A 25,106-nucleotide genomic window follows, 5' to 3' on the forward strand; every position below is an offset into this window, starting at 1 on the left:
AACTCTGTCTGATGCAGAGCTGGCGCGACCGCTCGGCGGCCACGGTCCGGAGGCACACCCCGCACCCGGAGCAGGTGGTATCTACCCCGGTCCTGCGCGAGAGGACAGCTCTCGGCGCGTCACCCGTGACACGCGCTACCAGGCGGCAGAAAGGCCCGGCCGTGGAATCCCCGGCCACCACGAAAGACACCGCGAGCCGCACGCAGCGGCCGGAAGGACGCCCCGGATACGGGCAGCTCCTGCGCACCGACGGCGCGTGGTCCTTCCTCCTCCCCGGATTCCTCGCACGCCAGCCCTACGCGATGCTGACGATCAGCATCGTCCTGCTGGTCGAACACACGACAGGCTCCTTCGGCCTGGCCGGCGCCGTCTCGGCGACCGCCGGTATCGCGATGGCGCTCCTGGCGCCCCAGAGCGGCAAACTGGCCGACCGCTTCGGCCAGGGCGCCGTTCTGGTGCCGCAGGTGTTCCTGCACGCGCTGACCATCGCTGCGCTCATCACCGTCGCATCGACGGACGCTCCGCTGTGGAGCCTCTTCGTCGCCGCCGTCCCGGCGGGAGCCACGGCACCGCAGATCAGCCCGATGGTGCGGGCCCGGTGGGCGGCCCGGCTACAGGGCTCCCCGCTGATGACCACAGCTGCGGCCTTCGAGTCGGTGACGGACGAGTTCACCTTCGTGGTGGGGCCCGTCCTGGCGACGGCCCTGTGCACCGGGGTGCACCCGGCAGCCGGTCTGATCGCGGAAGCAGCCGTCTCCCTCGTCGGCGGACTGATCTTCGCCGCACAGCGCCGCACACAGCCGGCCAGCGCCCGGGCGGGCGACGCACCGGAGAGCGCCCGTTCCGACCAGGCCCGCCCGCAGTCGGCGCTGGCGGTGCCCGGGGCACGGGTCCTGGTGGTCGCGGTGCTCGGGATCGGCATGGTCTTCGGCGGGATGCAGGTCTCGCTGACGGCGTTCACCGAGTCGATCGGCCGTCCCGGCATCAACGGACTGATGTACGGGGCGTTCGCGGCGGGCAACATGCTGGCCGCCGTGGCCGTGGGCGCCATCCGGTGGAAGCGCGGCCCGCAGACCCGGCTCCTGGCCGGCTACCCGGCCCTCGTCGTGGCCGCCGCACTGGTCGCCGGGACAGCCCAGCTCGACCCGTGGGTCCTCGTCCTGGGGGCCCTGGGCACGCTGACCGGCCTGTGCATCGCCCCGTGCATGATCACCAGCTTCACCCTGATCGAGACCCTCGTGCCGGCCGGAGCCCGCACGGAGGCGTTCACCTGGCTGACCGGCGCGATCGCCCTGGGCCAGGCGACGGGCTCGACGGTGGCGGGACAGCTCGCCGACCGTTCCGGCGCCGGCGCCGGGTTCCTCGCCCCGTTCGCCGGAACGGCGCTCGCCCTCGTGGTGGTCCTCATCTTCCGGAAGGCGCTGCACACGCCGCACAGCGGGCTCGTGGCAGCGCGTGGGGTCGGTCACCGAACGACCGTCACGGTGGACTGACACACGGGGAATGCTGCACTATGGAGCGTCGTTAGCACTCAACAAGTGAGAGTGCCAGGAGGAAGAACGTGCCGACCTACCAGTACCAGTGCACCGACTGCGGCGAGGGCCTCGAAGTCGTGCAGAAGTTCTCGGACGACTCGCTCACCGAGTGCCCCAGCTGCGAGGGACGCCTGAAGAAGGTGTTCTCGGCCGTCGGCATCGTCTTCAAGGGCTCGGGCTTCTACCGCAACGACAGCCGCGGCTCGTCGTCCAGCAGCAGCTCCGGCTCCTCCGGCTCGTCGTCCTCGGACAGCTCGTCCAAGAGCGGAGGCGACTCGGGTTCGAGCGACTCCTCGTCCTCGTCCTCGTCGACGAGCTCCTCCTCGGACTCGTCCTCCAGCAGCTCCAAGAGCTCGTCCGACAGCAAGAGCTCGACCAAGGCAGCAGCCTCGGCCTGAGCGCCCCAGCGGCCCGACCGCCCCGGCACCGCGGAAGCTGTCCGCTCACCGGGGCGCGGGGCCCTGAGCCCGAGCGCGCGAGCGGTCCGGCCCTCCCCCGTCCGCACACCTGTACCCGCGCACTGCCCGGGCACGGACGAGGGCCCTAGGCTGAGCCGCATGAGTGAACAGGCAGAGATCGGCGTCATCGGCGGTTCCGGGTTCTACTCCTTCCTCGACGACGTGACGGAGATCACCGTCGAGACCCCCTACGGACCGCCGAGCGATTCCCTGTTCCTCGGGGAGACGGGCGGCCGCCGCGTCGCCTTCCTCCCCCGGCACGGCCGCGGCCACCACCTGCCCCCGCACCGCATCAACTACCGCGCGAACCTCTGGGCCCTCCGCTCCGTAGGCGTGCGCCAGGTGCTCGGCCCCTGCGCCGTCGGCGGGCTCCGCCCCAAGTACGGCCCCGGCACACTCGTCGTCCCCGACCAGCTGGTGGACCGCACGAAGGGCCGCACCCAGAGCTACTTCGACGGCGAACCGCTCCCGGACGGCACCGTTCCGCCCGTCATCCACGCCACCTTCGCCGACCCGTACTGCGAAACGGGACGCGATGCAGCGCTGCGTGCCGCCCGCGGACGGGCCTGGGAAGCCGTCGACGGCGGAACCATGTGCGTCATCGAGGGCCCCCGCTTCTCCACCCGCGCCGAATCCCGCTGGCACGCCGCCCAGGGCTGGGACGTCGTCGGCATGACCGGCCACCCCGAAGCCGTCCTCGCCCGTGAACTGGGCCTGTGCTACGCCTCGTTGGCGCTGGTGACGGACCTCGACGCAGGCGCGGAAACCGGAGACGGCGTGTCCCACGAGGAGGTTCTGCGGGTGTTCGGGGAGAACATCGCCCGGCTCCGGGACGTCCTCTTCGACGCGGTACGCCACCTGCCCGCCTCCGACGCACGCGCTTGCCACTGCGACGCGGCGCTCGGCGGGCAGGACACGGGCTTCGCACTCCCCTGAGCACGCCCTCCGGTTTCCGCCCGCTTTCACCGGGATCCGACCGCGAGCAGACTGCGAGCTGAGCCGTTCCGCCTCGCCTCACCTCGCCTCCGGACCGTCTCTTCCGACTTCGGGGGCGCCTGCCTGCCACCGACGCCGGCGGGGCACGCCTGGGCCCGATCGCCCGCAGCGCGGGCCCGGTGAGCCGGTGAGCCGGTGAGCCGATTCTCGCCCGGGCAGGAGCGGCCAGGGCCGGGATTCACGCTCGCGAGTGACGAGGTTTTCCACAGCCGCCCGCTCATCCACAGAATTCGGCGGCGTTCAGCAGGAATCGCCGGGTCGGGGCACCTTGGCGCACGAGACCTGAACCAAGCGGCTTCCTCGCGATGGCTGGTGGTGACCGCCGTGCCCCGAACCGGACCTCGACCCCACTCCCCGGGCCCTTCTCCCGCCCGTGCTGCTCCTCGCGCCCCTGTCCCCGGTTTCGCACCGATCCGGCCGCCGGGAGGGCGACGGCGCCTGCTGCGACGCGGAACCGCCGGGCGACGCAGGGCCTTCGCTGCTGCCCTTGCCGTCTGCACTGCCGGGCTCGCCACCACGGCTCCCGGCTGGAGCGACCGCTCGGCCGTCGGTCACGACGCGAGCACCGGCACCGACCCGGGCGATGAGAGATCTGTCACACCGCGGGCTTCCGCTGAATCTCCGGTGTCGGCACCGATCCGGATCGCAGACGCCGCCACAGTCCGCTTGTTGAGCCCGGGCGACTGCGTCGACGTGCTCATGATCGGTTCCGAGGACACTTCTGCCCGGGTCGTGGCCTCGTCTGTCCGAGTGGCCCATGTGCCGAAGTCCGGCGACACTGGGCCGGGCGACGGAGCCGACGGAGCGCTGATCGTGGTCTCGGTGCCACGGCGGACGGCGACGGTCCTCGCCGGGGCGGCAGCCGACTCCCGGCTGGCGGTGACCCTGTGTTGATCCCCAACGGGTCCCGTGGCCTGCCCCGCCGTGCCCGCCGGTCCACCCCTCCCGGCCGCGCGAACGCCCCTCGGTGCTCACGCCTGCCGCTCGGTCCGTGCTCCGTCCGCCTCCCGTTCGCCGAAACCGTCGTCACATGGTTCTGGAAGAGGCTGTCCGTTGAGCACTACGACTCCGCCCCCGGAGAAGAAGAGCATCCTGGCCGGGTTCAAGGAATTCCTGATGCGCGGCAACGTGGTCGAGCTGGCCGTTGCCGTCGTCGTCGGAGCCGCCTTCAGCAAGATCGTCGATGCTGTCGTGCAGGGCTTCATCAACCCGCTGGTCGGTGCCATCGGGACGCAGGACCTGGACAAGTACCACTCCTGCCTGAAGGGCTCGTGCAAGGTGGGCCCGGACGGCACGACAACCGGAGTGCTGCTCAACTGGGGCCCGGTGCTCAGCGCCTCGCTGACGTTCCTGATCACGGCAGCGGTCGTGTACTTCCTGATGATCCTGCCCATGAACAAGTACAAGGAGCGGCAGGCCGCGAAGGCGGAGCCGGTGGAGGTGCCCAAGACCGAGGTCGAGCTGCTGACCGAGATCCGCGACGCGCTGATCACCCAGCGCACGGCGGAGGACGAGCCCGGCTCCCAGGCTCAGGCCACCGTGGCGCCGCAGCGCGAAGGCGGCGTGAGCACGGAGAAGCAGACCGACGCCTGACGGCGTCCGGGCGGCTGTCCACATGGGCCGAAGCGGCCCGGGTGGTGGGCCGCCGGTGCCGGCGAGCAGCGCCCGCGGCCGTCTGCGGGCAGCCGTGTCCGGCCGTACGGAGCGGGGCAGGGCCCTGGTCCGCGCGTCACCACGACAGCCGCGGTCCTCAGCCTGCCGACCCCGCGGAGGGCCGGCACCGGCCGCGCGGGCTGGCGGCCGCTGTCCGTCGTCCGGCTCAGATGTGGTGCGGGGGCTTCTCGTCGAGGAATCGGCGCAGGTCGGCGTCGGCCCCCTCCGCCCGGCCGTCCGTACCTTCGCCCCAGCCCCGGTCGGTGTCGTCCCCGGAGGGGCGGCTCAGCGGATCGTCGAAGATCAACGAGGCCGGCGCCCCACGGCGCCCGCTCTGCCCGTCCGCCGGGCCGCTGGTTCCCTCGTCGCCGCGGTCGTCGGCGGTCTTCGGATCGGCGTTCATGCTGCAAGCGTACGACCGGGTGGCGAGGCCACTGGTATCCATGCTCCATGGATACTCACGACGCCTTGGCCGCACGCCCGCTGCGGGACGCTCTGACGGATGTCCCGGGCCTGTGTGTGGGTCATGCACAGCGCACGGAGGACGGCTGGCTGACGGGCACGACGGTGGTGCTGGCCCCGCCGGACGGCGCGGTAGCGGGTGTGGACGCCCGGGGCGGCGCCCCGGGCACCCGGGAGACCGACGCGCTGGACCCGCGCAATTTCGTCGAACGCATCCACGCCGTGGTCCTCAGTGGTGGCAGCGCCTTCGGGCTGGATGCCGCATCCGGCGTGATGAGCTGGCTGGAGGAGCAGGGCCGCGGTGTGCCCGTCGGCCCGGAGCCCTCCCAGGTGGTCCCGTTGGTGCCGGCGGCCGTTGTCTTCGACCTGGGCCGGGGCGGTCGGTGGATGGCGCGACCGGACGCGGCGCTCGGCAAGGAAGCCGCACAGGCAGCGGCCGACTCCGGCTCCGGTGCTGCCGTGCCGGAGGGCTGTGTCGGTGCGGGGACGGGTGCGGTTGTCGGCGGACTGAAGGGCGGCATCGGCACGGCCTCCGTGACGCTGGCCTCGGGCGCGGTCGTCGGCGCACTGGTCGTCCTCAACGCCGCCGGTTCCGCGACGGACCCGGACACGGGCGCCCTGTACGGGGAGCTGACCGGAGGACGTCCTCATCTGCCCACACAGGACGAGCACACCGAGGCGCAGATGCTTCTCGCCGAGGCCCGCGAGGAGACCGCACGCCGGACCGCCGGCACCCTGCGGCCCCCGCTCAACACGACACTCGGCGTCCTGGCGACCGACGCGATACTCACTCGGCCGCAGGCACAACGGCTGGCCGGCAGCGCACACGACGGGCTGGCTCGCGCCGTCCGGCCGATACACCTGATGCACGACGGGGACGCGTTCTTCGCGCTGTCGACGACGCAACGTCCGCTGGCGGAGGGCGAGTTCAACGAAATCCTGGCGGCCGGGGCGGACGCGGTGTCCCGAGCGGTGGTCAAGGCAGTACGGGCAGCGGAGGGCGTGGACGGCCCGGGAGGGGTCTTCCCCGCGTACCGGGATCTGTACAGCTCACCGGGCACGGACACGGCGGAACCCTGTCTGCCGGAGGACTGACGCCTCCCACGGGACCGCGCGTTCCGGTCCTGCCCCTCCGACCGCCCGCATCGTCACCGCGCCGCCCGGCGGCCCGGCGCTCAGCTCCCCGCGGCCGCGGTCGCCCGGTCCCCTGCTTCCCCGGCTGCCGAGGGCCGTGCGGACTGGAGGGCGTTCCCGGCGCCTGCGTTCCGTTCGTCCCCAGTGGTGTGGACGTCGTCCGGCTGCTTACGCAGGCTCTTGAGGAACACCACAACCGCCGCGGCGACGAGGGTTCCGGCGGCGACGGCAACGAGGTACAGCAGCGGAGCGCCGATCAGCGGGACGACGAACACGCCACCGTGCGGCGCCCGCAGAGTGTTCTCGAACGTCATGGAGAGTGCGCCGGTGACGGCTCCGCCCGCCATGGAGGCGGGGATGACCCGCAGCGGGTCAGCCGCGGCGAACGGGATGGCGCCCTCGGTGATGAAGGAGGCCCCGAGCACCCAGGCAGCCTTGCCGTTCTCCCGTTCGGCGTGGTTGAAGAGCTTCCCCCGCACCGTGGTGGCCAGCGCCATGCCCAGTGGCGGCACCATGCCCGCTCCCATCGCGGCGGCCATCACCATCAGGCTGCCGTTGCCGGGGTCGGCGCTGGCGATACCGCCGGTGGCGAAGGCGTAGGCGACCTTGTTGACCGGTCCGCCCAGGTCGAAGCACATCATCAGACCGATCAGCAGCCCGAGCAGCACCGCGTTGGTGCCGGTCAGCCCGCCGAGCCAGTCGGTCATGGCCTTCTGCGCCGCGGCGATCGGCTTGCCGACGACCAGGAACATCAGCACGCCGACGATCACGGAGGAGACCAGCGGGATCACGACCACCGGCATGATGCCGCGCAGCACAGCCGGGATACGCACCTGCTGGATCGCGGCGACGACGCCACCGGCGAGCAGACCGGCGACGAGGCCGCCCAGAAACCCCGCGTCGATCTCCACGGCGAGGGCGCCACCCACAAAACCGGGCACGAGACCCGGCCGGTCCGCCATGCCGTAGGCGATGTACCCGGCGAGCACCGGCACGAGGAAGCCGAACGCGAGATTCCCGGTCTGGTTGAGGAGCGCGGCCCAGCTGTGGGCCTCCGTCCACACGAAGTGGTCGGCGACGGACTTCGCCTCGGTGATCTCGTAGCCGCCCAGGGCGAAGGAGAGCGCGATGAGGAGCCCACCCGCGGCGACGAAGGGAACCATGTAGCTGACCCCGGTCATCAGCCATGTGCGCAGCCGAGTACCGAACCCGTCACCCTCCCCGCCTGCCTGGCTCATGGGGACGCCTGCCCCCTCCCCCGGCCCGACCGCGACCTCCCCGCGCTCGGCCTTGGCACGGGCTTCGGCGACGAGTTCGGCGGGCCGGTTGATGGCCGCCTTCACCCCCACGTCCACCGTGGGCTTACCGGCGAACCTTTCCCGCTCCCGGACCTCCACATCGTGGGCGAAGATCACGGCATCGGCCGCCGCGATGAGAGCCGGGTCGATGCGCGCGAACCCGGCGGACCCTTGGGTTTCGACGGTGATCTCGACATTCCCGCCGCTCTCCTCAGCGGCCCGTTCCAAGGACTCGGCGGCCATGTAGGTGTGCGCGATACCTGTCGGACAGGAGGTGACGGCGACGACGCGGAACAGCGGTCCTCCGGCGTTCTTCTGTGCCCCTTCCTCCATGGAGGGGTGCTTGCCCTCGCCGGATGCCTCCGCCGCGCGGTCCGCCGTCTGGCTCGTGCGCTGCGCCGGCAGTGCGGACCGGGCAGCGGCCGACTCCGCCGATTCACCGGACGGCTCCGGAGGGGCAGCCGGACTGGAGGCGCCGGTCTCTGAGGCACTGCTCCCGGCCTCGCCGCCGGACGCGACGAGCTCCGCGAGGTCGTCGGCGTCGCCACGTATGAGGGCCGCCGCGGTGCGGGGATCGCTGACCTGCCGGAGAGCAGCGGTGAACTCGGGAACGGCGAGGCTGCGGGCGAGCGACGACAGAATGCTCAGGTGGTCGCTGTCCGCCCCGGCAGGAGCAGCGATGAGGAAGACCAGATCGGCGGGGCCGTCGTCCGCGCCGAAGTCGACGGGGTCGGCGGCACGTCCGAAGGCCAGACTCGGCTCGGTGACGTGTTCGCTCCGGCAGTGCGGAATCCCGATGCCGCCCTCCAGTCCCGTCGGCATCTGGGCCTCGCGCGCGGCCACGTCGGAGAGGAACCCCTCCAGGTCCGTGACCCGCCCGGATGCCACGAGAAGCTCCGCGAGTTGGCGGGTGGCGCTGTCCTTGGTGTCCGCGGACAGGTCGAGTTCGACCAGCTCCTCGGTGATCAACTGGCTCATCACACGGCTCCGTTGACGTTGTGGGACAAGGGGAGATCGAAGGGAACGTCGGTGGTCACGGTGACCGTTTCCGGACGGATGTCCCGCGGAGTGGGCATCCGGCTCCCGGGAAGCTGGACTGCTGCCGCCCCGTGGGCGATGGCGGACGCAAGCGCCTCCTCGCGCCCTCCGCCGGCTGTGAGAAAACCCGCCAGCGAAGCGTCACCGGCGCCGACATCGCTGCGGACGGTGGCAACAGGCGCGCTGGCGAACCACGTCCCGCTGTCGTCGACGAGGAGTTGACCCGTGGCGCCGAGGCTCGCCAGCACGGCCCCCGCACCGGCCTCGCGCACTTGGTGGGCCGCCTTGACCGCGTCCTGCACGGTGGCCAGAGAGCGACCGGCGAACTCCGCCAGTTCCTCGGCATTCGGCTTGACCACATCAGGCCGGGCAGCCAGCGACGCCGCAAAGGCCGAGCCGGAAGTGTCGACAGCGACACGCACACCTTCGGTGCGGCTACGCGCGACGAGGTCTGCGTACCAACTGGAGGGGACGCCGCGGGGAAGGCTGCCGCAGCACACCAGCCAGGTGGCACCGCAGTTGACCGCCTCAGCCGCGGCGGCCTCCAGCAGCGCCCGCGACTCGTCGGCAGTGAGTTCCGGCCCGGGCGCATTGACCTTGGTGAGCGCCCTACCCGGCTCAGTGAGCGAGATGTTCACGCGGGTGGATCCGGCAACGGGAACGCCAGACACCTCGACGCCCAGTTCCGCCAGCAGTTGGGTGAGCAACGCTCCCTCGGGCCCGCCCACAGGAAGAACGGCGACGGTGGCGTGCCCGGCAGCGGCCACCGCACGCGAGACGTTGACGCCCTTCCCGCCGGGGTCGACACGGTCACCGTCGGCCCTCAGCACCCCGCCCGGCACGAGGGCCGGGATCTCGTAGGTGCGGTCGAGGCTGGGGTTGGGGGTGACGGTCAGGACGGTCATGAACGGGATCCAGTCGTTGCGGTGGTGCGGGTCGGAAGACAGGTCAGACGCGTTTGACCTGGGGCCCCTGCCCCTCGATCTCGCGTACGGCCTCGGGCCCGAGACCTGTGTCGGTGATGAGGAGGTCGACACGGGAGAGGTCGCCGAAGCGGGCGAAGTGTTCCTGCCCGGCCTTCGAGGAGTCCGCGAGGAGAACGATCCGACGGGCGGCGGCCATCATCGTGCGCTTCACCGCGGCTTCGGCCAGATCGGGAGTGCTGAGCCCACCGGCAGCGGAGAAGCCGTTGGTGGCGAGGAACAGCACATCGGCGTTGAGCTCGCCGTAGGTACGCAAGGCCCAGGCGTCGACGGCGGCACGGGTCCGGTTGCGGACACGTCCCCCGACGATGTGCAGATCGATGCCCGGGTGGTCGGCCAGCCGAGCGGCAGTGGGGAGAGCATGCGTGACCACCGTCAGCTCCGCATCCATGGGGATGGCCATGGCGAGGCGGGCGGTCGTGCTGCCTGCGTCGAGCACGACGCTGCCGTCCACGGGCAATTCGTCCAGCGCCGCGCGGGCGATGCGTTCCTTCTCGTCGGTGGCGGCCGACTCCCGGGCTGCCAGGTCGGGCTCGAAACCGGTCCGACCGGCCGGGATGGCGCCACCGTGTACCCGTCGGACAAGGCCCGCCTTGTCCAGCGCCTTGAGGTCGCGACGCACCGTTTCCGCTGTGACGTCGAACTCGGCCGCCAGAGAGACCACATCGACTCTGCCGTCCTGCTCGGCAAGCCGGACGATCTCCTGCTGACGCTCAGGTGCGTACATGTTGTTTTGAGCCCGCTCCATGCCCGACTGTGTGGTTTCAGGGGGAGGCTAGGCCTCCAGAGGTGGAAAGTAAACATGTTCGGACGGAGTTGCCGAGGAGGAGCGAGAGCCGACCTGGTCCGGCGCTCGAAGGTGATCGAGTCATGCGGCTCAGCTGAAGTCCATGTCGGCGCAGGGTGCCCGGAGCCGCTGAAGGGGCGGGTGCTGCCGCCCCTGCCCGGGCCCGACTGGCACCAACGCCGATGTCTCCCCTGCTCGCGGTCGTCGGCAGATCGGCAGGTACCGAAGCGGAGACTCCAACCCGCCGGCCGTCGGACCCGGCTCAGTCGACTCCGGGCAAGAGGCCGAGCCAGCCGGAGGAACGCTCATGTTCCGGATGGGCAAGATCGGAGCCGCCGTACGGAGCGGGATCCAGTGCGGTTTTCACCCGCTCAGGAGGGGGCCAGGCTGCCCTGCTCGCCGTTCGGGCCTGGGACTCGGGCATGCAAAGAGCCCCGGCGCTCGGGGGGAATGCGCCGGGGCTCGGTCTCGGGGGTGGGCGGGGGGACCGGGAAAGAGGGCGGGGTCAGGCCGCCTCGTCGAAGCCCGTGTCATGAGCCATCTTCTTCAGTTCGAGCAGGGCGTGCTTCTCGATCTGGCGGATCCGTTCGCGGGTGAGGCCGTGCTGCTTGCCCACCTCGGTGAGCGTGCGCTCCCGGCCGTCGACCATGCCGTAGCGGGCCTTGATGATGGAGGCCGTACGGTCGTCGAGGCGGCTGATGAGGTCGTCGAGCTCTTCCCTGCGCAGGACGGTGAGGACGGACTGCTCGGGGGAGTCGGCGGAGGTGTCCTCCAGGAGGTCGCCGAACTGGGTCTCGCCCTCGTCGTCCACCGACATGTTGAGGCTGACCGGGTCGCGTGCCCAGTCGAGGACGTCGGTGACGCGCTCGGCGGTGGAGTTCAGTTCCTGGGCGATCTCCGCGGGCTCCGGGTCCCGGCCGTGCTCACGGTTGAACTCGCGCTGAACCCTGCGTATGCGGCCGAGTTCCTCGACGAGGTGGACGGGCAGCCGGATGGTGCGCGACTGGTCGGCGATGGAGCGGGTGATGGCCTGGCGGATCCACCACGTCGCGTAGGTGGAGAACTTGAAGCCCTTGGTGTAGTCGAACTTCTCCACAGCGCGTACGAGTCCCGCGTTGCCTTCCTGGATGAGGTCCAGCAGGGGAAGGCCGCTGCGCGGGTAGCGGCGGGCGACGGCCACGACGAGACGGAGGTTCGACCTGATGAATACGTCCTTGGCGCGCTCCCCCTCGGCGACGAGCGCTTCGAGTTCCGCGCGGTCGGCCTTGGCACTGGGCGAGTCCTCAGCGGGGGGCTCCTCCAACCCGTCCAGGATCCGGCGGGCGTACACACCCGCCTCGATGGCGAGCGAGAGGTCTACTTCCTTGGCCGCGTCGAGCAGCGGAGTCCGGGCGATCTCGTCGAGATACATGCCGACCAGGTCGCGGTCCGCGACTTCGCTGCCTGCGGCGCGAACACTGCTTGCCGTGTCGGAGACACCGGTCGTGTTCTCCTGACGACGGGCGACGGCACGGGTTGCCATGCGTGCTCCCTTGCGAGTGGTCTGAAACTGGCCTGGTGGCTGATGGACACTCCCCGAGTGCCCGCCTTGCGTAGATCTCAACGGCTGGAATCCGGACTAAATTCCCAACTCGCGCAACATTTTTCGGATCATGCAGTACCCTGCACGCTTCACATCGGGGTCACTGCCCGGTCCCCGCGCAGAAGTGCTGGTCGGAGCGGTGTGCGGACCGTCCCGGAGCATCGGCGGCTCGACGGGGAGGCGTCTTCTTCGACGACCTTCACCTGTCTAGACGGTGCGGGCGGCCCGTTGGTTGCCTGATCCGGCCCTCGGAAGCCGCACGTGCCCGGTCGCGGGGCGCGGAGTCCTCCCTGAGGCCGGGGCCCTGCCCGCCCCCGCCCCTCGGATCACCGCCGCGCCCGCGCTCCGGTTTGCGTGCCGCGCCCCTCCGACCGGCGTGAGCCGTTCTGCGCCGCGCCCCCCGGAGGCGCCGATACGGGACTCCGCAACCCAACGACTACTGTGCGTGGTCGTTTGCAGTCATGGAGAACGGGCGGGCCCGCACGGTGTGTGCGCGGCCCGCCCGTTCCGGCGTTCCGTGGCGCCGCCGCCCGCCCGCGCCGACGCGGCGCGGGGTCGGGTGCGACGGGCCGGATCAGTGCATCGCCACCAGCACGGGCTCCGCGTCCCCGGCGGCGTCACCGGACGTGGCCGCGCCGTCCGTCTTCGCCGCGGAGCCGCCGGGGCCGCGGGTGTTGACGAGGACGGTCACGAGCGCGGCGGACACCAGCAGGATGCCGACGGCCCACCAGATCGCGGAGGTGTAGCCCTGCACCATGGCCTCCAGCTTCAGCATCTGCTGTGCGGGCTTACTGGTGGCCTCCGCCATGTGGGAGGCCACGTAGGAGGTGGTGGCGCTGGCCGCGATGGTGTTGAGGAGCGCGGTGCCGATGGCGCCGCCGACCTGCTGCGAGGTGTTGGCCATCGCGGAGGCGACACCCGCGTCGCTGGACCGCACGCCGAGCGTGGCCAGGGACATGGCGGGCATGAAGGCCGTACCGAGGCCCAGGCCGAGCATCAGTTCGGCGGGGAGGATCAGCGCCGGGTAGGAGCTGTCGACCTGTAGCTGGGTCAGCAGCAGCATGCCGCCCGCGGCGAGGACGAAGCCGGGCGCCATCAGCAACCGCGGCGGTATCCGCGTCATCAGACGGGCACCGATCTGCGTGGACCCGGTGATCATCCCGGCCACCATCGGCAGGAAGGCCACACCCGTCTTGACGGGCGAGTAGCCCTGCACGATCTGCAGGTAGTAGGTGAGGAACAGGAACAGGCCGAACATCGCGATCGTGGCGAGACCCAGCGAGAGGAAGACACCACCACGGTTACGGTCGGTGACCACTCGCAGCGGCAGCAGCGGCGCCCGCACCTTGGATTCGACGAGGGCGAACGCGGTCAGGAGCACCGCGGCGGCGACGAACATCCCGATGGTGCCGCCCTCGCTCCAGCCGTCCGTCTCGGCGCGGGTGAAGCCGTAGACGAGGGAGACCAGGCCGAGCGTCGAGAGGACGACGCCGGGGATGTCCAGCGCGGAGCGGTTCCGTGTCACGGAGGGCTCGCGGACGACGAGGACGGCGCCGAGAGCGGCGATCACGGCGAACGGGACGTTGACGTAGAAGGTCCAGCGCCAGTCCATGTACTCGGTCAGGACGCCGCCGAGGATGAGGCCGATGGCGCCGCCGCCGCCGGCGATGGCGCCGTAGATCCCGAATGCCTTGGCGCGCTCCTTGCCGTCGGTGAACATGACGGCGAGCAGGGAGAGCGCGGCCGGCGCGAGCAGCGCGCCGAAGGCGCCTTGCAGCGCACGGGCGCCCAGCAGCATGGTCTCGCTGGTGGCTGCTCCGCCGAGCGCGGAGGCGGCGGCGAAGCCGGCGAGTCCGGTCACGAAGGCCCGCTTGCGGCCCCACAGGTCGGATATGCGGCCGCCGAAGAGCAGCAGTCCGCCGAAGGCCAGGGCGTAGGCGGTGATGACCCACTGCCGGTTGGCGTCGGAGATGCCCAGGTCGGACTGGGCGGAGGGAAGCGCGATGTTCACGATGGTCGCGTCCAGGACCACCATGAGCTGCGCGATGGCGATGAAAGCCAGCGCCTTCCAGCGTCTGGGGTCGGGACCGGCCGTGACGGAGGCCGATGGAGCGTTCGACATGTCTGGGTCTGCCTAACGGTGCGGAGTGTGACGAAAGGTGCGATGAAGTTGTGTATCGGGATTTGTGCTCCCGGAGGGCGCACGGGTCCCGAGGGGTGGAGAGGTGGCGTGGACGGGTGCGTCCGGCTCGCGAGCCGCCGGGCGGCGGCCGGGTGCCGGGCCGGTCGCCTTCGGGCCGAGCGGGCCGGTGGGGCGACAGCGGCGGAGCGCGGACGGCGGTGTCCGTGGTGGGTGGTCCGGGGGCCTCGCCGGTGGTGCCGGCGTCGGCTCCTCGGGGCGCCGTTGCGGAGACGGTGCGTCACGGCCGCAGCTGACCGGCTGCTCCCGTCTCGGGCGGCACTTCCTCGTCAGCTGTGGCCGTACGGCTCCCGGGCCACGTTCACAGAGGAGGACCCGCACACCGCCCGGAATTCAGCGGTGCGGAAGGGAACTCCCGTACGAGGTATGTCACATGGGCGGGAGTCGGCTCAGTCGTCGGGGCGGAGTTCCTCCAATGTCGCGGCGTGGCCAGGAAGTCGGGACGGGGCGGGAGCGCGCAGCCCGTCGAGATAGAGCTGGAGATGGCGTGCGGTGAAGCGGTCGAGTTGACCGCACCGGACGCCGGGCAGGGGCCGGGTCAGCTGGCTGAGCGCCACCATCACGTCGCCGACTCCGATGTCGGCGCGCACCTGAGCCGCTTCCTGCCCCCGCCGGAGAAGTTCCTGCGTCAGCTGCTCGACACGTCGGCGGGACGCGAGGTTCTCCGGCTCGTCGGGGTCGAACCGGTCGGAGAGCATCGGACAGAGGGCGCCGATCCGTTCCTCGGCCGCGCCGCGCACGAAGCACGCGAGGGCCTCGAACGGCTCCGCACTCTCCCGCAGGGCCTGTTCGCCCAGCTCCACGATGCGGTCGGTCACGAAGTGCATCACTCCGTGCACGAGGACGTCGCGGTCCGGGAAGTGACGGTAGAGCGTGGCGTTCCCCACGCCGGCGCTGCGCGCGATCTCGTCGAGCGACGCCTCTGCCCCGTGGGCGACAAAGGCTTCACGTGCCGCGTGCAGGATGCGTTCGCGGTTCCGGGCCGCATCTGCGCGAGCTTTGGGCACGCCGACGCCGCGCCGCGCCGTCGCGGCCCGGGATGCGGTGGCCTGGCTCATGCTGCGCTCCTCGCTCAGTCCGTCTCGTCGGTGGCGTCGTGCCGTGTCGTGTGATGCCGGCGGCAGGGACGGGCACTCGCGTCGGGACGGCTTGACCGCCCCGGGGTCGTGCACCGCCCTCCAACCGGAGAGCTCGTCCCCGTTTTGCGGAGACGGTGTTGTAAACGGGGAGGCCGTCCCCGGTTATTTCGCGGCCTCTTATGACACACATCACAGGACATGGCCCACACATCCGCGCAAGAAGGTGAACCTTCAACAACGCTCCCCAGCAGAGCGTTCCCCGGGCCGGCCGTCTCCCCGGCACCACGATTGGAGAAGACACATGACAGCTGCCGACGACAGCACTACGCCCGTCAAGGTCTCCGTCATCTACTACTCCGCCACCGGCACCATCGCCGCACTGGCCAAGGAGATCAGCGAGGCCGCCGAGGAAGCAGGAGCCGAGGTACGGCTGCGGCGGGCCCAGGAGCTGGCACCGCAGGAAGCCATCGACTCCAATCCCGCCTGGGCCAGGAACGCCCAGGAGACCGCTCACATCGCCGTGGCGACACCGGACGACAGCGACTGGGCGGACGCCGTTCTCTTCGGCAGCCCGACGCGCTACGGAAACATCACCTCACAGCTGAAGCAGTACATCGACACACTCGGACCGCTGTGGGCACAGGGGCGGCTGGCGGACAAGGTCTACAGCGGTTTCACCTCGTCGGCGACGCTGCACGGCGGGCAGGAGAGCACCTTGCTCGCGCTCTACAACGCCGCCTACCACTTCGGCGGCATCATCGTCCCGCCCGGCTACACGGACCCGTCGAAGTTCACGGACGGCAACCCGTACGGAACGTCACACGTGGACGGGCAGGGCGAGCTCCCGGTGGACGAGACCGCGCGGAAGGCCGCCCGTGTGCAGGCCGAACGAGTGGTCAGGACCACCAGGGCACTGCTGCGCGGGAAGGCGGACAGCTGATGTGAGGAAGGCGGCCCCCGGGCGCAGACCGCGAATCTGGCGCGGCGTCTTCTCCGGCCGGTTCTGCGCTGCGACGATGTGCTGCTGCATCCGGTGGTTCGCAGGGCGGCCGTCCCCGGCCGTCCCCCACAGGCACCACATGCGCCCCGGTGCACTCCGCCCATCCGTGTGAGGAGCGTTCCGATGCAGCAGTCCCCTCGTCAGCCGTCCCGCAGACACGTGATCGCCGCCGTGGCCGGAGCCGCGGCGGCGATCGGCGTTCCGGCCACCGCCTCGGCGGCGTCCGGGCCCGCGGCCGCCCCGTCGTCCCCCTACGGCCCGGCCGCGGCCGCCGGCGCCCCTCCCGGGCCCGCCCTCCGCGCCCGGGCCGTGGCGCTCGCCCGCCGCATGACGCTGGAGCAGAAGATCGGCCAGCTCTTCGTCGTGGAGGTGTACGGGCAGTCGGCGGACACCGAACACGCGAAGAACCGTGAGCTGTACGGCGTCGGCACACCGGCCGAGGTCATCGCCAAGTACCGGCCCGGCGGCGTCATCTACTTCGACGCCCGCCGCGGGCCGGACAACGTCCAGCAGCCGCGCCAGGTCGCCCACCTCTCCAACGGGCTTCAGCGGACGGCCCTCTCGGGAGGCGCGCGGGTGCCGCTGCTCGTCTCCATCGACCAGGAGGGCGGCAGCGTCGTCCTGCGCATGCGGGAACCGGCCACACAGCTGCCGGGCAACATGGCGCTCGCCGCCGGGCGCTCGCTGCGCGACGCGACCGGGTCCGCGGAGATCATCGGGACCGAGCTCGCGGCGATGGGCATCAACCAGAACTACGCGCCCGACTCCGATGTCAACATCAACCCCGCGAACCCCGTCATCGGTGTGCGCTCGTTCGGCTCGGACACCGATCTGTGCGCCGACTTCGTCCCGGCCACCGTGCGGGGCTACCACAACAGCGGAATCGCCAGCGCGGCCAAGCACTTCCCCGGACACGGGGACACAGATGTCGACAGCCACACCGGGCTCCCGCAGATCGGCCACAGCCGTGAGGAGCTGGAGCGCATCGATCTCCCGCCGTTCCGGGCCGCCATCCGGCAGGGCGTCGACACGATCATGACGGCGCACATCGTCGTCCCCGCGCTGGACGCGTCCGAGGTGCCCGCCACCATGTCCCACGACATCGTCACCGGACTGCTGCGCGAGAAACTCGGCTTCGAAGGGGTGATCGCCACCGACGCGCTCGACATGCAGGGCGCCAGCGACAGCTTCCCGCCCGACGTCGCCCCCGTCCGGGCCCTGAGCGCCGGATGCGACCAGCTGGTGCTCGCGCCCGAGCTGGACACCGCGTTCGCCGCCGTCCTGAAGGCCGTACGCGGTGGCCGGATCAGCCAACGACGGCTGGACGCCTCGGTGGTGCGCATCCTCGAACACAAGCTGCGCCGGGGCCTGTTCCCGCTCCCCTATGTCGACGAGAACGAGGCAGCACGCGTCGTCGGCAGCCGCACCCACACGGCGAGGGCCCGTTCGATCACGGAGCGGACGATCACGCTGCTGCGCAACGAGGGCGGTGCCCTGCCCTGGTCCTCGCGCACGCGCAAGGTCCTCGTCACCGGCTGGGGAGCCGAGCCGCTCGCCGAACTCGCCCGCACGCTCGGCGAAGAGCCCGGCCGGACCACCACGGTGCTGGAGACGGGCACCGCACCCGGCGCCGGGAAGATCGCGGACGCGGTGGAGGCCGCGGGCAGGCACGACGCCGTCGTCGTGCTGTCCAACGCCGCCGCCGACACCTCCGGAAAGGGAGCGGCGCAGGCGGAGTTGATCAAGGCGCTGCACGCCACGGACACACCGCTCGTCGTGGCCGCCGTCCGCAACCCCTACGACGTGAACCTCTTCCCGGACGTCCCCGCCACGCTCGCGACGTACTCGTACACCGCCCTGTCCATGCAGGCGCTCGCCCGCACCCTCGCGGGCCGGCTCGACCCCGCCGGACGGCTGCCCGTCACCGTCCCCGAGCGCGACAACCCCGACCGCGCTCTCCACCCGTTCGGGCACGGGCTGTCCTACTGAGCGAGCCTGCGCCGGAATCCGTCTCCACAGCTGTGCGTGTTTTCACGAAAAGCGCCAACAGCTGTGCGCCACGGTCTGCTTGGGCACGCAGCTGTCCCCACCGCTCCCCTGTGACCGCAACAGCTGCGTGAGACGTGTTCGGAGCCGGACCGCAGCTGTGCCGACGACCGGCCCTCGCACGACGGCCGCGGCCCGGCTCTGGCCACCGCCACGCCCCCGCACCCTGCCCCTGCCGAAGCCGCAGGGGCAGGGTGCGGTTTTCCGCAGTGAAGCCGAGGGTGGACCGCATACCGGCACCGACCTCCCGTTCCTAGCCTGACCGACAAGCGGGACGCAGCAGCAGCGCGCCCGCTCCGGGCGCCGCTGTGCGCCCGCCCGAACCGGCCAGACTCCGGAGGCCCCCGCATGACGCACATCCCCCTCGCCGCGCCCCAGGGCCCCGCCGACGGCGTGGCCGGCTGGGCAGCAGATCTCGTCGACACGTTGGGTGGCCCCGGGGCGGGCCTGGCCATCGCGCTGGAGAACCTCTTTCCTCCACTGCCCAGCGAAGTGATCCTTCCGCTGACCGGCTTCGCCGCGGGCCGCGGAGCCATCGGTCTGCTGTCGGCACTGCTGTGGACGACGCTCGGCTCCGTCGTGGGAGCGCTGGCGCTGTACGGCATCGGTGCACTGATCGGACGGGACCGCATATACGCGCTCTGGCGCAGACTGCCGTTGGTGAAGACCTCGGATCTGGAGCGGACAGAGGCATGGTTCGCCGCGCACGGCACCAAGGCGGTCCTCCTCGGCCGGATGGTGCCGATCTTCCGCAGCCTCATCTCCGTCCCCGCCGGACTGGAACAGATGCGGCTGCCGGTCTTCCTCGCCCTGACGACGCTGGGCAGCCTGCTGTGGAACTCCGCCCTCGTGCTGGCCGGTTACTGGCTCGGAGAACAGTGGGACCTCGTGGAGGGCTACGTCGGCATCCTCTCCAAGGCCGTCGCCGGGCTGGTCGTCCTGACCGTCGCCGTCTGGCTCGCCGTACGCGTCCGCGAGGGAAGGCGGGCCCGGTACGCCAAGCACCGGCGGGAGCCGTGAACGAACGACCGCAGGCCGCGCCTCCGTCACCCCGTCCGAACGATCTTGCCGGGTCCGCGCCACCGCCCTACGCTCCCACCGTGTCCGGCAGTGCGCAGGCAGACCACCACGACGCGGCCCCCACGCCCACGCCTCCGGCCTCCGCCGCGGGACCGCCGGCGGAACCTTCCGGAACCGCCTCCCCGTGGGCCCGGCGCGTTCCCGGCACCCTGCTCGGCTGCCTCACCGCCCCGCTCGGTCTGGCCTACCTCCTCGGGGCCTGCACCCTCCTCGCCCCGCTCCTGCTGTGGCCGGGCAGCCGCCCCCGCGCGCGGGGCGCGCTGGCTGCCGGCGCACGCCGTCTGGCCGCGCTGGAGCGAGTACGCCGCTCCGTCTTCTTCGGCGACACCTTCCCCCGGCACCATGCCGCCGACGACCGCCGCGTCCTCCGCTACCTCGCCCACCGCACCTACGCCGGACTGCTGTGCGGCATCGTCGTCGCCCTGCTCGCCGTCGGCTGCGTCCTCGCCGGCGTGCTGATCGCCGGGGTGCTCCGCGGCAGCCTCGGTCCGGGGGAACTGCTCACCCAGGCACTGCTGGGCGGCGTTTTGCTCTTCCTCGACATTCAGGGGCTGAACGCGGTCGACTCCCTGGACGCCCGCCTCGCCCGCGCATGCTTCGGCCCGTCCGACCGGGAACTGCTACAGCTGCGCATCGAAGAACTCGCCACCAGCCGCGCCGCCGTCGTCCAGGCCGTCGACACCGAACGGCGCCGCATCGAACGCGATCTGCACGACGGCGTCCAGCAGCGCCTCGTCGCCCTCGCCATGCTTCTCGGACGGGCCCGCAGACGCGGCGAGCCCACAGCTGCCGCGCACGACGATCTCCTGGCCCAGGCCCACGCAGAGGCCACCGGCCTGCTCACACAGCTGCGTGAGGTCGCCTGGCGCGTCTACCCGTCCGCCCTGGACAGCCTCGGTCTGCGGGACACCCTCGACGAGGTGGCACAGCGCTGCGTCCTCCCCGTGCACATCGCCTACGACGTCCCCGCACAGCTGCCGCAGGCCGTCCGGACCGCCGCCTACTTCGTCGTCTCCGAAGCCGTCACGAACGCCACCAAGCACTCCGGCGCCTCCGCGGTGCACGTTCATCTACGCCTGCACGACGGCACGTTGACCGTCCGGGTCGAGGACGACGGTGCGGGCGGCGCCGACCCGCACGGCAGCGGACTGACGGGCCTGCGCAGCAGAGTGACCGCGCTCGACGGCCGCCTCGACCTCATCAGCCCCGCCGCGGGCCCGACCGTCCTCACCGCCCACATCCCCTGCCCGGCCCACCCCTGACTCCGCCACGGCCCCGCCTCCGCACGCCCCCACCGATCCGCTATCCTGCTGGGACCGCCGTCCCACGGCGCCCCAGCTCTTGCCACACGGGACACCCACTCCCAGCAGTGCCCGACCCGTCCACAAGAGCCCGCCTCCGTAGCTCAGGGGATAGAGCACCGCTCTCCTAAAGCGGGTGTCGCAGGTTCGAATCCTGCCGGGGGCACCAGCGCAAAGGGCACCTACCGAATTGGGTAGGTGCCCTTTGGTGTCCAGGCCCGACATCAGTGGGGATTCGGCCACGGTCGAGGAGAGGTGCCGGGGTGCCTTCGCGGCGGTGTGGGCGGCCGTGGGACCGGCTGGTTCGGGGTGACCGGGGCGTCGGGCCGGAGGTGTCCCGGAGTCAGCGGGGGAGCCAGGTGGGGGTCGAGGTGCCGAGGGCGGGGGTTGTTCGGGTCCAGTGCGGGGGTGTTTCGGACATGCGGATGACGGGGCCGAGGCTCTTGAGGTCGCCGTAGGAGGTGGCGTCGTCGGTCACGGCGTAGCGTTCGAATTCGGTGGGGGTGAGTCGGCCGGGTGCGTCGTCGAAGTCGTCGAGCAGGCCCTGGCGTTGGAGGAGCATCGCGGACTGGCTGAGGGAGACCTGGACGCGGTAGGTCCCGCCCTCGCGGGCCCGGCGGGCGAGGGCGAGCATGGCGCCGAAGCTGCCCAGGAAGCCGGTGAGGAAGTCGCAGAGGTAGACCGGGGTCAGCTGAGGGCGGTCCGCTCCCGTCGCCCGGCCCTGGAGGTCGCAGACGCCGGTGACGGCCTGGGCGACCTGGTCCCAGCCGGCGCGGGTCCCGAACGGGCCGCCCGGGCCGAAGCAGTTGACGGTCACGTACACCATGCCGGGGCGGATGGCCGCGAGATCGTCGGGGCCGAAGCCGTGGGCCTCCAGACGGTGCGGGCGGTAGCCCTCGATGAACACGTCCGCTTCTGAGGCGAGTTGGCGCAGGCGGGCTGCCTGGTCCGGCTCGGTGAAGTCCAGGTAGGTGCTGCGCTTGCCGTGGCTGGTGTCGCGGACGAACGGCGGCACCTGGGGCAGGTGCGGGGCGGTGACCATGAGGACGTCGGCACCGTGTTCGGCCATGCTCAGCGCGGCGGTGGGCCCCGCGAGGATGCGGGTGAGGTCGAGCACCCGGATGCCGTCGAGCGGGTCGGAGCCGTCGGGCAGTGGCTCGGGGGCGCTGTCGCCGATCTTGGTGATCTCCACGACGGGGCGCGCGGCGAGGTGGGCGCCGTGCGGATGTGCCAGCCACTCCTCCGGGGTGCGGACGATCCCGCCGCAGGCGTCGGCTGCGGCGATCGCGTCTTCGAGGTCGTCCGCCTTCCACCTGCGGACGGCGGCCTCGACCGAGGCGGGGGTGGCCTCGCAGTTCAGCACGTCCAGGACGCGGCGTTCCAGGTGCGGAAGGTTGAAGTGGGGCACGAACCAGCGGTCGTCGGCGGTCCGCCAGGGCTGGGTGAGGGACACCATGTGCTCGACGTCGGGCGAGACCGGCGCGGGCCGGTACTTCCCCGCCGCGTCGCGGACGAGCGTCATGTCCTCGCCGCCGAGCGCCGTGGCGGCGGCCGCCCGTACGTCGACGTCGATCTTCTGACGGCGTCCGGTCCGCAGCTCCCACAGGTCGTTCGCCGCAACGGCGCGGGCCGCGAGGGCGTCGGCGAGGGTTCGGCCGATGCGGAACGGGGAGGCGAACAGCGGGTCGGAGCCGCTGATCGTCACCTCGCCGGGTGTCGGTGCCGCGCCGCCGCGCAGGGCCATCAGTTCGTCGAAGGCACGCGGGGTGGTGGAGGACCGGGGCGGCTCGGGGGTCTTCATCTGTTCGGTTGTCTCGGGTGACTCGTTCATGAGGTTCTTCCTTGGTGCGGTCGGTCACCAGGGGCAGCCGGTTTCCGGTTCCGGCTCCGGCTGCCCCTGGTCCGGGCCCGGCGAGGCCCTGTCCGTCGTGCTGCGGGGCCGGTGCGCGGGTTCGGCGTCGTGCGCCGTGCGGTCTCGCGACCGTTCCGCTGTGCGCGCCGTTCGCTCCTGCGCCCCGTTTCTCCTTGTGCGGCGGGCGGTTGAGGTGACTGCCGGGGGATCGTGGAGGTCGTGTCCGGGCGTTCAGTGCGCGCGGACGTCGACGACGGTGCGGCCCGTCCCGTGCCCGGCGAGGGCGTCGTCGGCGGCGTCCTGTGCGGCCGTGAGGGGGACGTGGCGGGTCACGGTGTCGAGCAGGTCGGGGTCGAGGTGGCGTGCGAGGAGCTGCCAGGCGGCTTCGCGGCGGTCGTGAGGTGTGCGGACGGAGTCGATGCCGAGGAGCGATACGCCGCGCAGGATGAACGGCATGACGTTGCCGGGGAATGCGGCGCTCGCGGCGAGTCCGCAGGTGGTGGCGGTACCGGAGTGCCGCAGTCCGGCGAGGGCACCGGCCAGGACGGGGCCGCCGACGGCGTCGACCACTCCGGCCCAGCGCTGCTTGGCGAGCGGCTTGCCCCCGGTGTCCAGCTCCGACCGGTCGACGATGTGGGCGGCGCCGAGGGTGGTGAGCCGCTCGTGGAGGGAGTCCGGACGGCCGGTCACGGCGATCACCTCGTAGCCGGAGTCGGCCAGGAGCGCCACGGCGACCGAGCCGACGCCGCCGCCGGCTCCGGTGACCAGCACCGGCCCGTGTGCCGGCGTCAGGCCCTGCCGTTCGAGAGCGAGGAGGCTGAGGGCGGCGGTGAACCCGGCGGTACCGATCGCCGCGGTCCGGGCCGGTGTGAAGCGGTCGGGCACGGGGACGAGGTGCTCTCCGTCGACGGCGGCCAGGCCGGCGAGACCGCCGTGCCGTTCCTCGCCGAGCCCCGCGCCGTTCAGGGTGACCAGGTCACCGCTCCGCCACCGCGGGTGGCGCGAGGCGACGACCTCCCCGGTGACGTCGATACCGACGACGAGGGGACGGCGGCGGACCACACCGGGGCGGCCGTGCAGGGCGAGCGCGTCCTTGTAGTTGAGGCTGGAGTAGTGCACCCGCAGGGTGGTGTCGCCGTCGTCGAGGATCCCGCTGTCGAGCTCTTCGAGGGTCGTGCGATGCCCGTCGGGGGTCTCCCGGGCGATCCAGCCGGGGAAGGTGGTCATGGCGTCGGCCCTTCTGTTGCGTCTGCGTCCGGGGCTTTCTCTTCTTCGACGCTAGGCAGCCGACCGAGCGCCCGGAAATGCCGCTTGCGCTGCGTCCATGTCTCGCGGGCATAGCGGGAGGCAGGCAGCGTGAGCCGGGGCGGTGGGCGGCGGGGCGGCAGTGCGGCAACTCGGCGGCGCGTTGCCCGAGCCGGCCCGTCACGCGGGCCCGGCTCGGGCCGGTTCGGCTCGGACCGGTCCGGCTCGGCCTGTTCCGTTTCGGGCACGGCTCGTGTTCGGCCCTGGTTCCGGTCCGGTTCGTCTCTGTTCGGGGTCGTCGTCGGCCGGGCGCGGGCAACCGGGCTGTCGGTGCGGTGGAGGGGGGCGCCCGCCTGCTCGATCGGTGCGGGGAGCCGGGACGCCTGCTGCGGCGCGGGCACGCCGCACGCGACCGCCATGTCTCAGGGGAGGCGCCCGACCGGTGGGAAGCGCCGCCTCGCGCGGGCATGCGTGCGAGCGCCACGCGGACTCGCGTCAGGCAGCCGGTGTCACTCGGGCGTGCTCCGCAGGGCGGCTTCCAGGAAGCGGCGGATCAGTGAGCGCTGGGTGCCGGGCAGATGGACGAGGCTGACCGGGCTGGGAGGCGCATCGACGAGGGGGACGAAGCGGAGAGCGGGGTGCTTGGTTCGGCGCTGTGCGACCTCGGGGACGATGCCGATGCCCCGGTTGGCGGCGACCGTCTCCAGCCACTCGTCGTAGTTGGCCGTTTCGATGATCTCGGCGGGACGCCGCTCGGCGGGCCACGACCAGGGGCCGGTGGTGCCGCTGACCGTGTTGACGACCAGCGGCCAGTACGGGACGTCGGCCCAGTCCAGATGGGGAAAGCGCGTCAGCTGACTGTGTTCCGAGCAGACGGCGACGCGCGGCTCGTCGTACAGCCGCACGGCCCGCATCCCGGTCGGCACCTCGGCGTCTCCCCTGACCAGGGCGACATCGACGGTGTGCTGGCGCAGCGCCTGCACGGGGTCGTCGGTGCGGGTCAGTGTGACCGAGGCTCCCGTGTGCTCCTCGAAGCGGCTGACGGTCCGCTGCGCCCAGGGGTCCGGGAGCAGCCAGCCGAAGCCGAGCCGGAGAGTGGCACGGTGCCGGACGACGGCGAGGGCCGTGTCCACGTCGGCGAGGGCCCGCTCGGTGTGCTCCAGGAACTGTGCGCCGGTGTCGGTCAGTTCGACGTGCCGGGACGACCTGTCGAGGAGCTGGACGTCCAGCCTGTTCTCCAGCTGGGCGATCGTGCGGCTGAGCGCGGGCTGAGTGATCAGGAGTTCCTCGGCGGCCCGGGAGAAGGAGCGGTGACGGGCCACGGACGCGAAGGCCCGCAGATGCCGCAGTTCGATGTCCGTGCCGGCCATGGCTGTC

General features: G+C 71.7%; 20 protein-coding genes and 1 tRNA gene. 10 read left to right on the forward strand and 11 right to left on the reverse strand.

Annotated features, from left to right (window positions below; genetic code table 11):
* Positions 1-161: 161 nt before the first annotated feature.
* The 3 genes from SCA03_RS09875 (at position 162) to SCA03_RS09885 (ending at position 2,929) form a co-directional block, all read left to right on the forward strand.
* A complete protein-coding gene (locus tag SCA03_RS09875) occupies positions 162-1,493 on the forward strand; it encodes an MFS transporter (RefSeq protein ID WP_230988562.1) in 1,332 nt (443 codons plus the stop codon).
* Positions 1,494-1,561: 68 nt separating this feature from the next.
* Positions 1,562-1,933 (forward strand): FmdB family zinc ribbon protein, encoded by a 372-nt coding sequence (locus SCA03_RS09880; RefSeq protein ID WP_078873314.1) that lies wholly within the window; start codon positions 1,562-1,564, stop codon positions 1,931-1,933.
* Positions 1,934-2,092: 159 nt separating this feature from the next.
* Entirely contained in the window at positions 2,093-2,929 is an 837-nt protein-coding gene (locus SCA03_RS09885; protein ID WP_037866234.1) for an S-methyl-5'-thioadenosine phosphorylase, read from the forward strand.
* 611 nt (positions 2,930-3,540) lie between these two features.
* Here the strand turns inward: SCA03_RS09885 and SCA03_RS37185 are convergent.
* Entirely contained in the window at positions 3,541-3,801 is a 261-nt protein-coding gene (locus SCA03_RS37185; protein ID WP_107428998.1) for a hypothetical protein, read from the reverse strand.
* A 304-nt stretch (positions 3,802-4,105) separates the two neighbouring features.
* Here SCA03_RS37185 and SCA03_RS09895 point away from each other — a divergent pair, with 304 nt between their 5' ends.
* Complete coding sequence (locus tag SCA03_RS09895; RefSeq protein WP_230988581.1) at positions 4,106-4,582, forward strand: MscL family protein; 477 nt, start codon at positions 4,106-4,108, stop codon at positions 4,580-4,582.
* Positions 4,583-4,808: 226 nt separating this feature from the next.
* Here SCA03_RS09895 and SCA03_RS09900 read toward each other — a convergent pair whose 3' ends face one another.
* Complete coding sequence (locus tag SCA03_RS09900; protein WP_030891361.1) at positions 4,809-5,045, reverse strand: hypothetical protein; 237 nt, start codon at positions 5,043-5,045, stop codon at positions 4,809-4,811.
* A gap of 47 nt (positions 5,046-5,092) precedes the next feature.
* Between SCA03_RS09900 and SCA03_RS09905 the strand changes: the two genes are divergently transcribed.
* Complete coding sequence (locus tag SCA03_RS09905; protein ID WP_086815481.1) at positions 5,093-6,199, forward strand: P1 family peptidase; 1,107 nt, start codon at positions 5,093-5,095, stop codon at positions 6,197-6,199.
* Between the two features lie 80 nt (positions 6,200-6,279).
* Here the strand turns inward: SCA03_RS09905 and SCA03_RS09910 are convergent, their stop codons facing one another.
* The 6 genes from SCA03_RS09910 to SCA03_RS09935 form a co-directional block, all read right to left on the reverse strand.
* Complete coding sequence (locus tag SCA03_RS09910; protein ID WP_141275315.1) at positions 6,280-8,514, reverse strand: PTS fructose transporter subunit IIABC; 2,235 nt, start codon at positions 8,512-8,514, stop codon at positions 6,280-6,282.
* On the reverse strand, positions 8,514-9,479 hold the full coding sequence (gene pfkB / locus SCA03_RS09915) for a 1-phosphofructokinase (RefSeq protein WP_086818302.1): 966 nt from the start codon (positions 9,477-9,479) through the stop codon (positions 8,514-8,516). Before pfkB ends, SCA03_RS09910 begins: the two co-directional genes overlap by 1 nt.
* 43 nt (positions 9,480-9,522) lie before the next feature.
* Entirely contained in the window at positions 9,523-10,284 is a 762-nt protein-coding gene (locus SCA03_RS09920) for a DeoR/GlpR family DNA-binding transcription regulator (protein ID WP_086818303.1), read from the reverse strand.
* Between the two features lie 565 nt (positions 10,285-10,849).
* On the reverse strand, positions 10,850-11,866 hold the full coding sequence (locus SCA03_RS09925; protein ID WP_030882828.1) for a sigma-70 family RNA polymerase sigma factor: 1,017 nt from the start codon (positions 11,864-11,866) through the stop codon (positions 10,850-10,852).
* A 634-nt stretch (positions 11,867-12,500) separates the two neighbouring features.
* On the reverse strand, positions 12,501-14,048 hold the full coding sequence (locus tag SCA03_RS09930; RefSeq protein ID WP_086815700.1) for an MFS transporter: 1,548 nt from the start codon (positions 14,046-14,048) through the stop codon (positions 12,501-12,503).
* Between the two features lie 467 nt (positions 14,049-14,515).
* Complete coding sequence (locus SCA03_RS09935) at positions 14,516-15,184, reverse strand: TetR/AcrR family transcriptional regulator (protein WP_086815698.1); 669 nt, start codon at positions 15,182-15,184, stop codon at positions 14,516-14,518.
* A gap of 322 nt (positions 15,185-15,506) precedes the next feature.
* On the opposite strand from SCA03_RS09935, the gene wrbA reads away from it, so the two are divergent.
* From wrbA to SCA03_RS09960, 5 genes are all read left to right on the forward strand, one after another.
* Complete coding sequence (gene wrbA, locus SCA03_RS09940; RefSeq protein ID WP_030882822.1) at positions 15,507-16,145, forward strand: NAD(P)H:quinone oxidoreductase; 639 nt, start codon at positions 15,507-15,509, stop codon at positions 16,143-16,145.
* A 183-nt stretch (positions 16,146-16,328) separates the two neighbouring features.
* Positions 16,329-18,194: a glycoside hydrolase family 3 protein gene (locus SCA03_RS09945; RefSeq protein ID WP_086815696.1), complete on the forward strand. Its 1,866-nt coding sequence runs from the start codon at positions 16,329-16,331 to the stop codon at positions 18,192-18,194.
* Between the two features lie 405 nt (positions 18,195-18,599).
* Positions 18,600-19,271, forward strand: a complete 672-nt coding sequence (locus SCA03_RS09950) for a DedA family protein (protein WP_086815694.1) — start codon at positions 18,600-18,602, stop codon at positions 19,269-19,271.
* Between the two features lie 80 nt (positions 19,272-19,351).
* Positions 19,352-20,593, forward strand: coding sequence for a sensor histidine kinase (locus SCA03_RS09955; protein WP_141275316.1), 1,242 nt, complete (start codon positions 19,352-19,354; stop codon positions 20,591-20,593).
* A gap of 132 nt (positions 20,594-20,725) precedes the next feature.
* Positions 20,726-20,801 (forward strand) — tRNA-Arg (locus SCA03_RS09960).
* Positions 20,802-20,975: 174 nt separating this feature from the next.
* On the opposite strand, the gene SCA03_RS09965 is transcribed toward SCA03_RS09960, so the two are convergent.
* The 3 genes from SCA03_RS09965 to SCA03_RS09975 form a co-directional block, all read right to left on the reverse strand.
* Positions 20,976-22,463 (reverse strand): CoA transferase, encoded by a 1,488-nt coding sequence (locus SCA03_RS09965; protein WP_230988564.1) that lies wholly within the window; start codon positions 22,461-22,463, stop codon positions 20,976-20,978.
* 252 nt (positions 22,464-22,715) lie between these two features.
* A complete protein-coding gene (locus tag SCA03_RS09970) occupies positions 22,716-23,711 on the reverse strand; it encodes an acrylyl-CoA reductase family protein (protein WP_051856675.1) in 996 nt (331 codons plus the stop codon).
* A 527-nt stretch (positions 23,712-24,238) separates the two neighbouring features.
* The gene (locus SCA03_RS09975) at positions 24,239-25,099 is read right to left on the reverse strand and encodes a LysR family transcriptional regulator (RefSeq protein WP_086817903.1); all 861 of its coding nucleotides are present in this window, start codon (positions 25,097-25,099) and stop codon (positions 24,239-24,241) included.
* Positions 25,100-25,106: the final 7 nt, after the last annotated feature.

It is taken from the genome of Streptomyces cacaoi, from assembly GCF_006539165.1.
Lineage (GTDB): Bacteria > Actinomycetota > Actinomycetes > Streptomycetales > Streptomycetaceae > Streptomyces > Streptomyces cacaoi.

Bases quoted from the DNA above. Each gene is read 5' to 3' on its own strand.
- SCA03_RS09975 (WP_086817903.1), bottom strand. From the start codon at position 25,099: ATGGCCGGCACGGACATCGAACTGCGGCATCTGCGGGCCTTCGCGTCC.
- pfkB (WP_086818302.1), bottom strand. From the start codon at position 9,479: ATGACCGTCCTGACCGTCACCCCCAACCCCAGCCTCGACCGCACCTAC.
- SCA03_RS09965 (WP_230988564.1), bottom strand. From the start codon at position 22,463: ATGAACGAGTCACCCGAGACAACCGAACAGATGAAGACCCCCGAGCCG.
- SCA03_RS09910 (WP_141275315.1), bottom strand. From the start codon at position 8,514: ATGAGCCAGTTGATCACCGAGGAGCTGGTCGAACTCGACCTGTCCGCG.
- wrbA (WP_030882822.1), top strand. From the start codon at position 15,507: ATGACAGCTGCCGACGACAGCACTACGCCCGTCAAGGTCTCCGTCATC.
- SCA03_RS09930 (WP_086815700.1), bottom strand. From the start codon at position 14,048: ATGTCGAACGCTCCATCGGCCTCCGTCACGGCCGGTCCCGACCCCAGA.
- SCA03_RS09970 (WP_051856675.1), bottom strand. From the start codon at position 23,711: ATGACCACCTTCCCCGGCTGGATCGCCCGGGAGACCCCCGACGGGCAT.
- SCA03_RS09920 (WP_086818303.1), bottom strand. From the start codon at position 10,284: ATGTACGCACCTGAGCGTCAGCAGGAGATCGTCCGGCTTGCCGAGCAG.
- SCA03_RS09935 (WP_086815698.1), bottom strand. From the start codon at position 15,184: ATGAGCCAGGCCACCGCATCCCGGGCCGCGACGGCGCGGCGCGGCGTC.
- SCA03_RS09925 (WP_030882828.1), bottom strand. From the start codon at position 11,866: ATGGCAACCCGTGCCGTCGCCCGTCGTCAGGAGAACACGACCGGTGTC.
- SCA03_RS09900 (WP_030891361.1), bottom strand. From the start codon at position 5,045: ATGAACGCCGATCCGAAGACCGCCGACGACCGCGGCGACGAGGGAACC.
- SCA03_RS09895 (WP_230988581.1), top strand. From the start codon at position 4,106: ATGCGCGGCAACGTGGTCGAGCTGGCCGTTGCCGTCGTCGTCGGAGCC.
- SCA03_RS09950 (WP_086815694.1), top strand. From the start codon at position 18,600: ATGACGCACATCCCCCTCGCCGCGCCCCAGGGCCCCGCCGACGGCGTG.
- SCA03_RS09945 (WP_086815696.1), top strand. From the start codon at position 16,329: ATGCAGCAGTCCCCTCGTCAGCCGTCCCGCAGACACGTGATCGCCGCC.
- SCA03_RS09905 (WP_086815481.1), top strand. From the start codon at position 5,093: ATGGATACTCACGACGCCTTGGCCGCACGCCCGCTGCGGGACGCTCTG.
- SCA03_RS09885 (WP_037866234.1), top strand. From the start codon at position 2,093: ATGAGTGAACAGGCAGAGATCGGCGTCATCGGCGGTTCCGGGTTCTAC.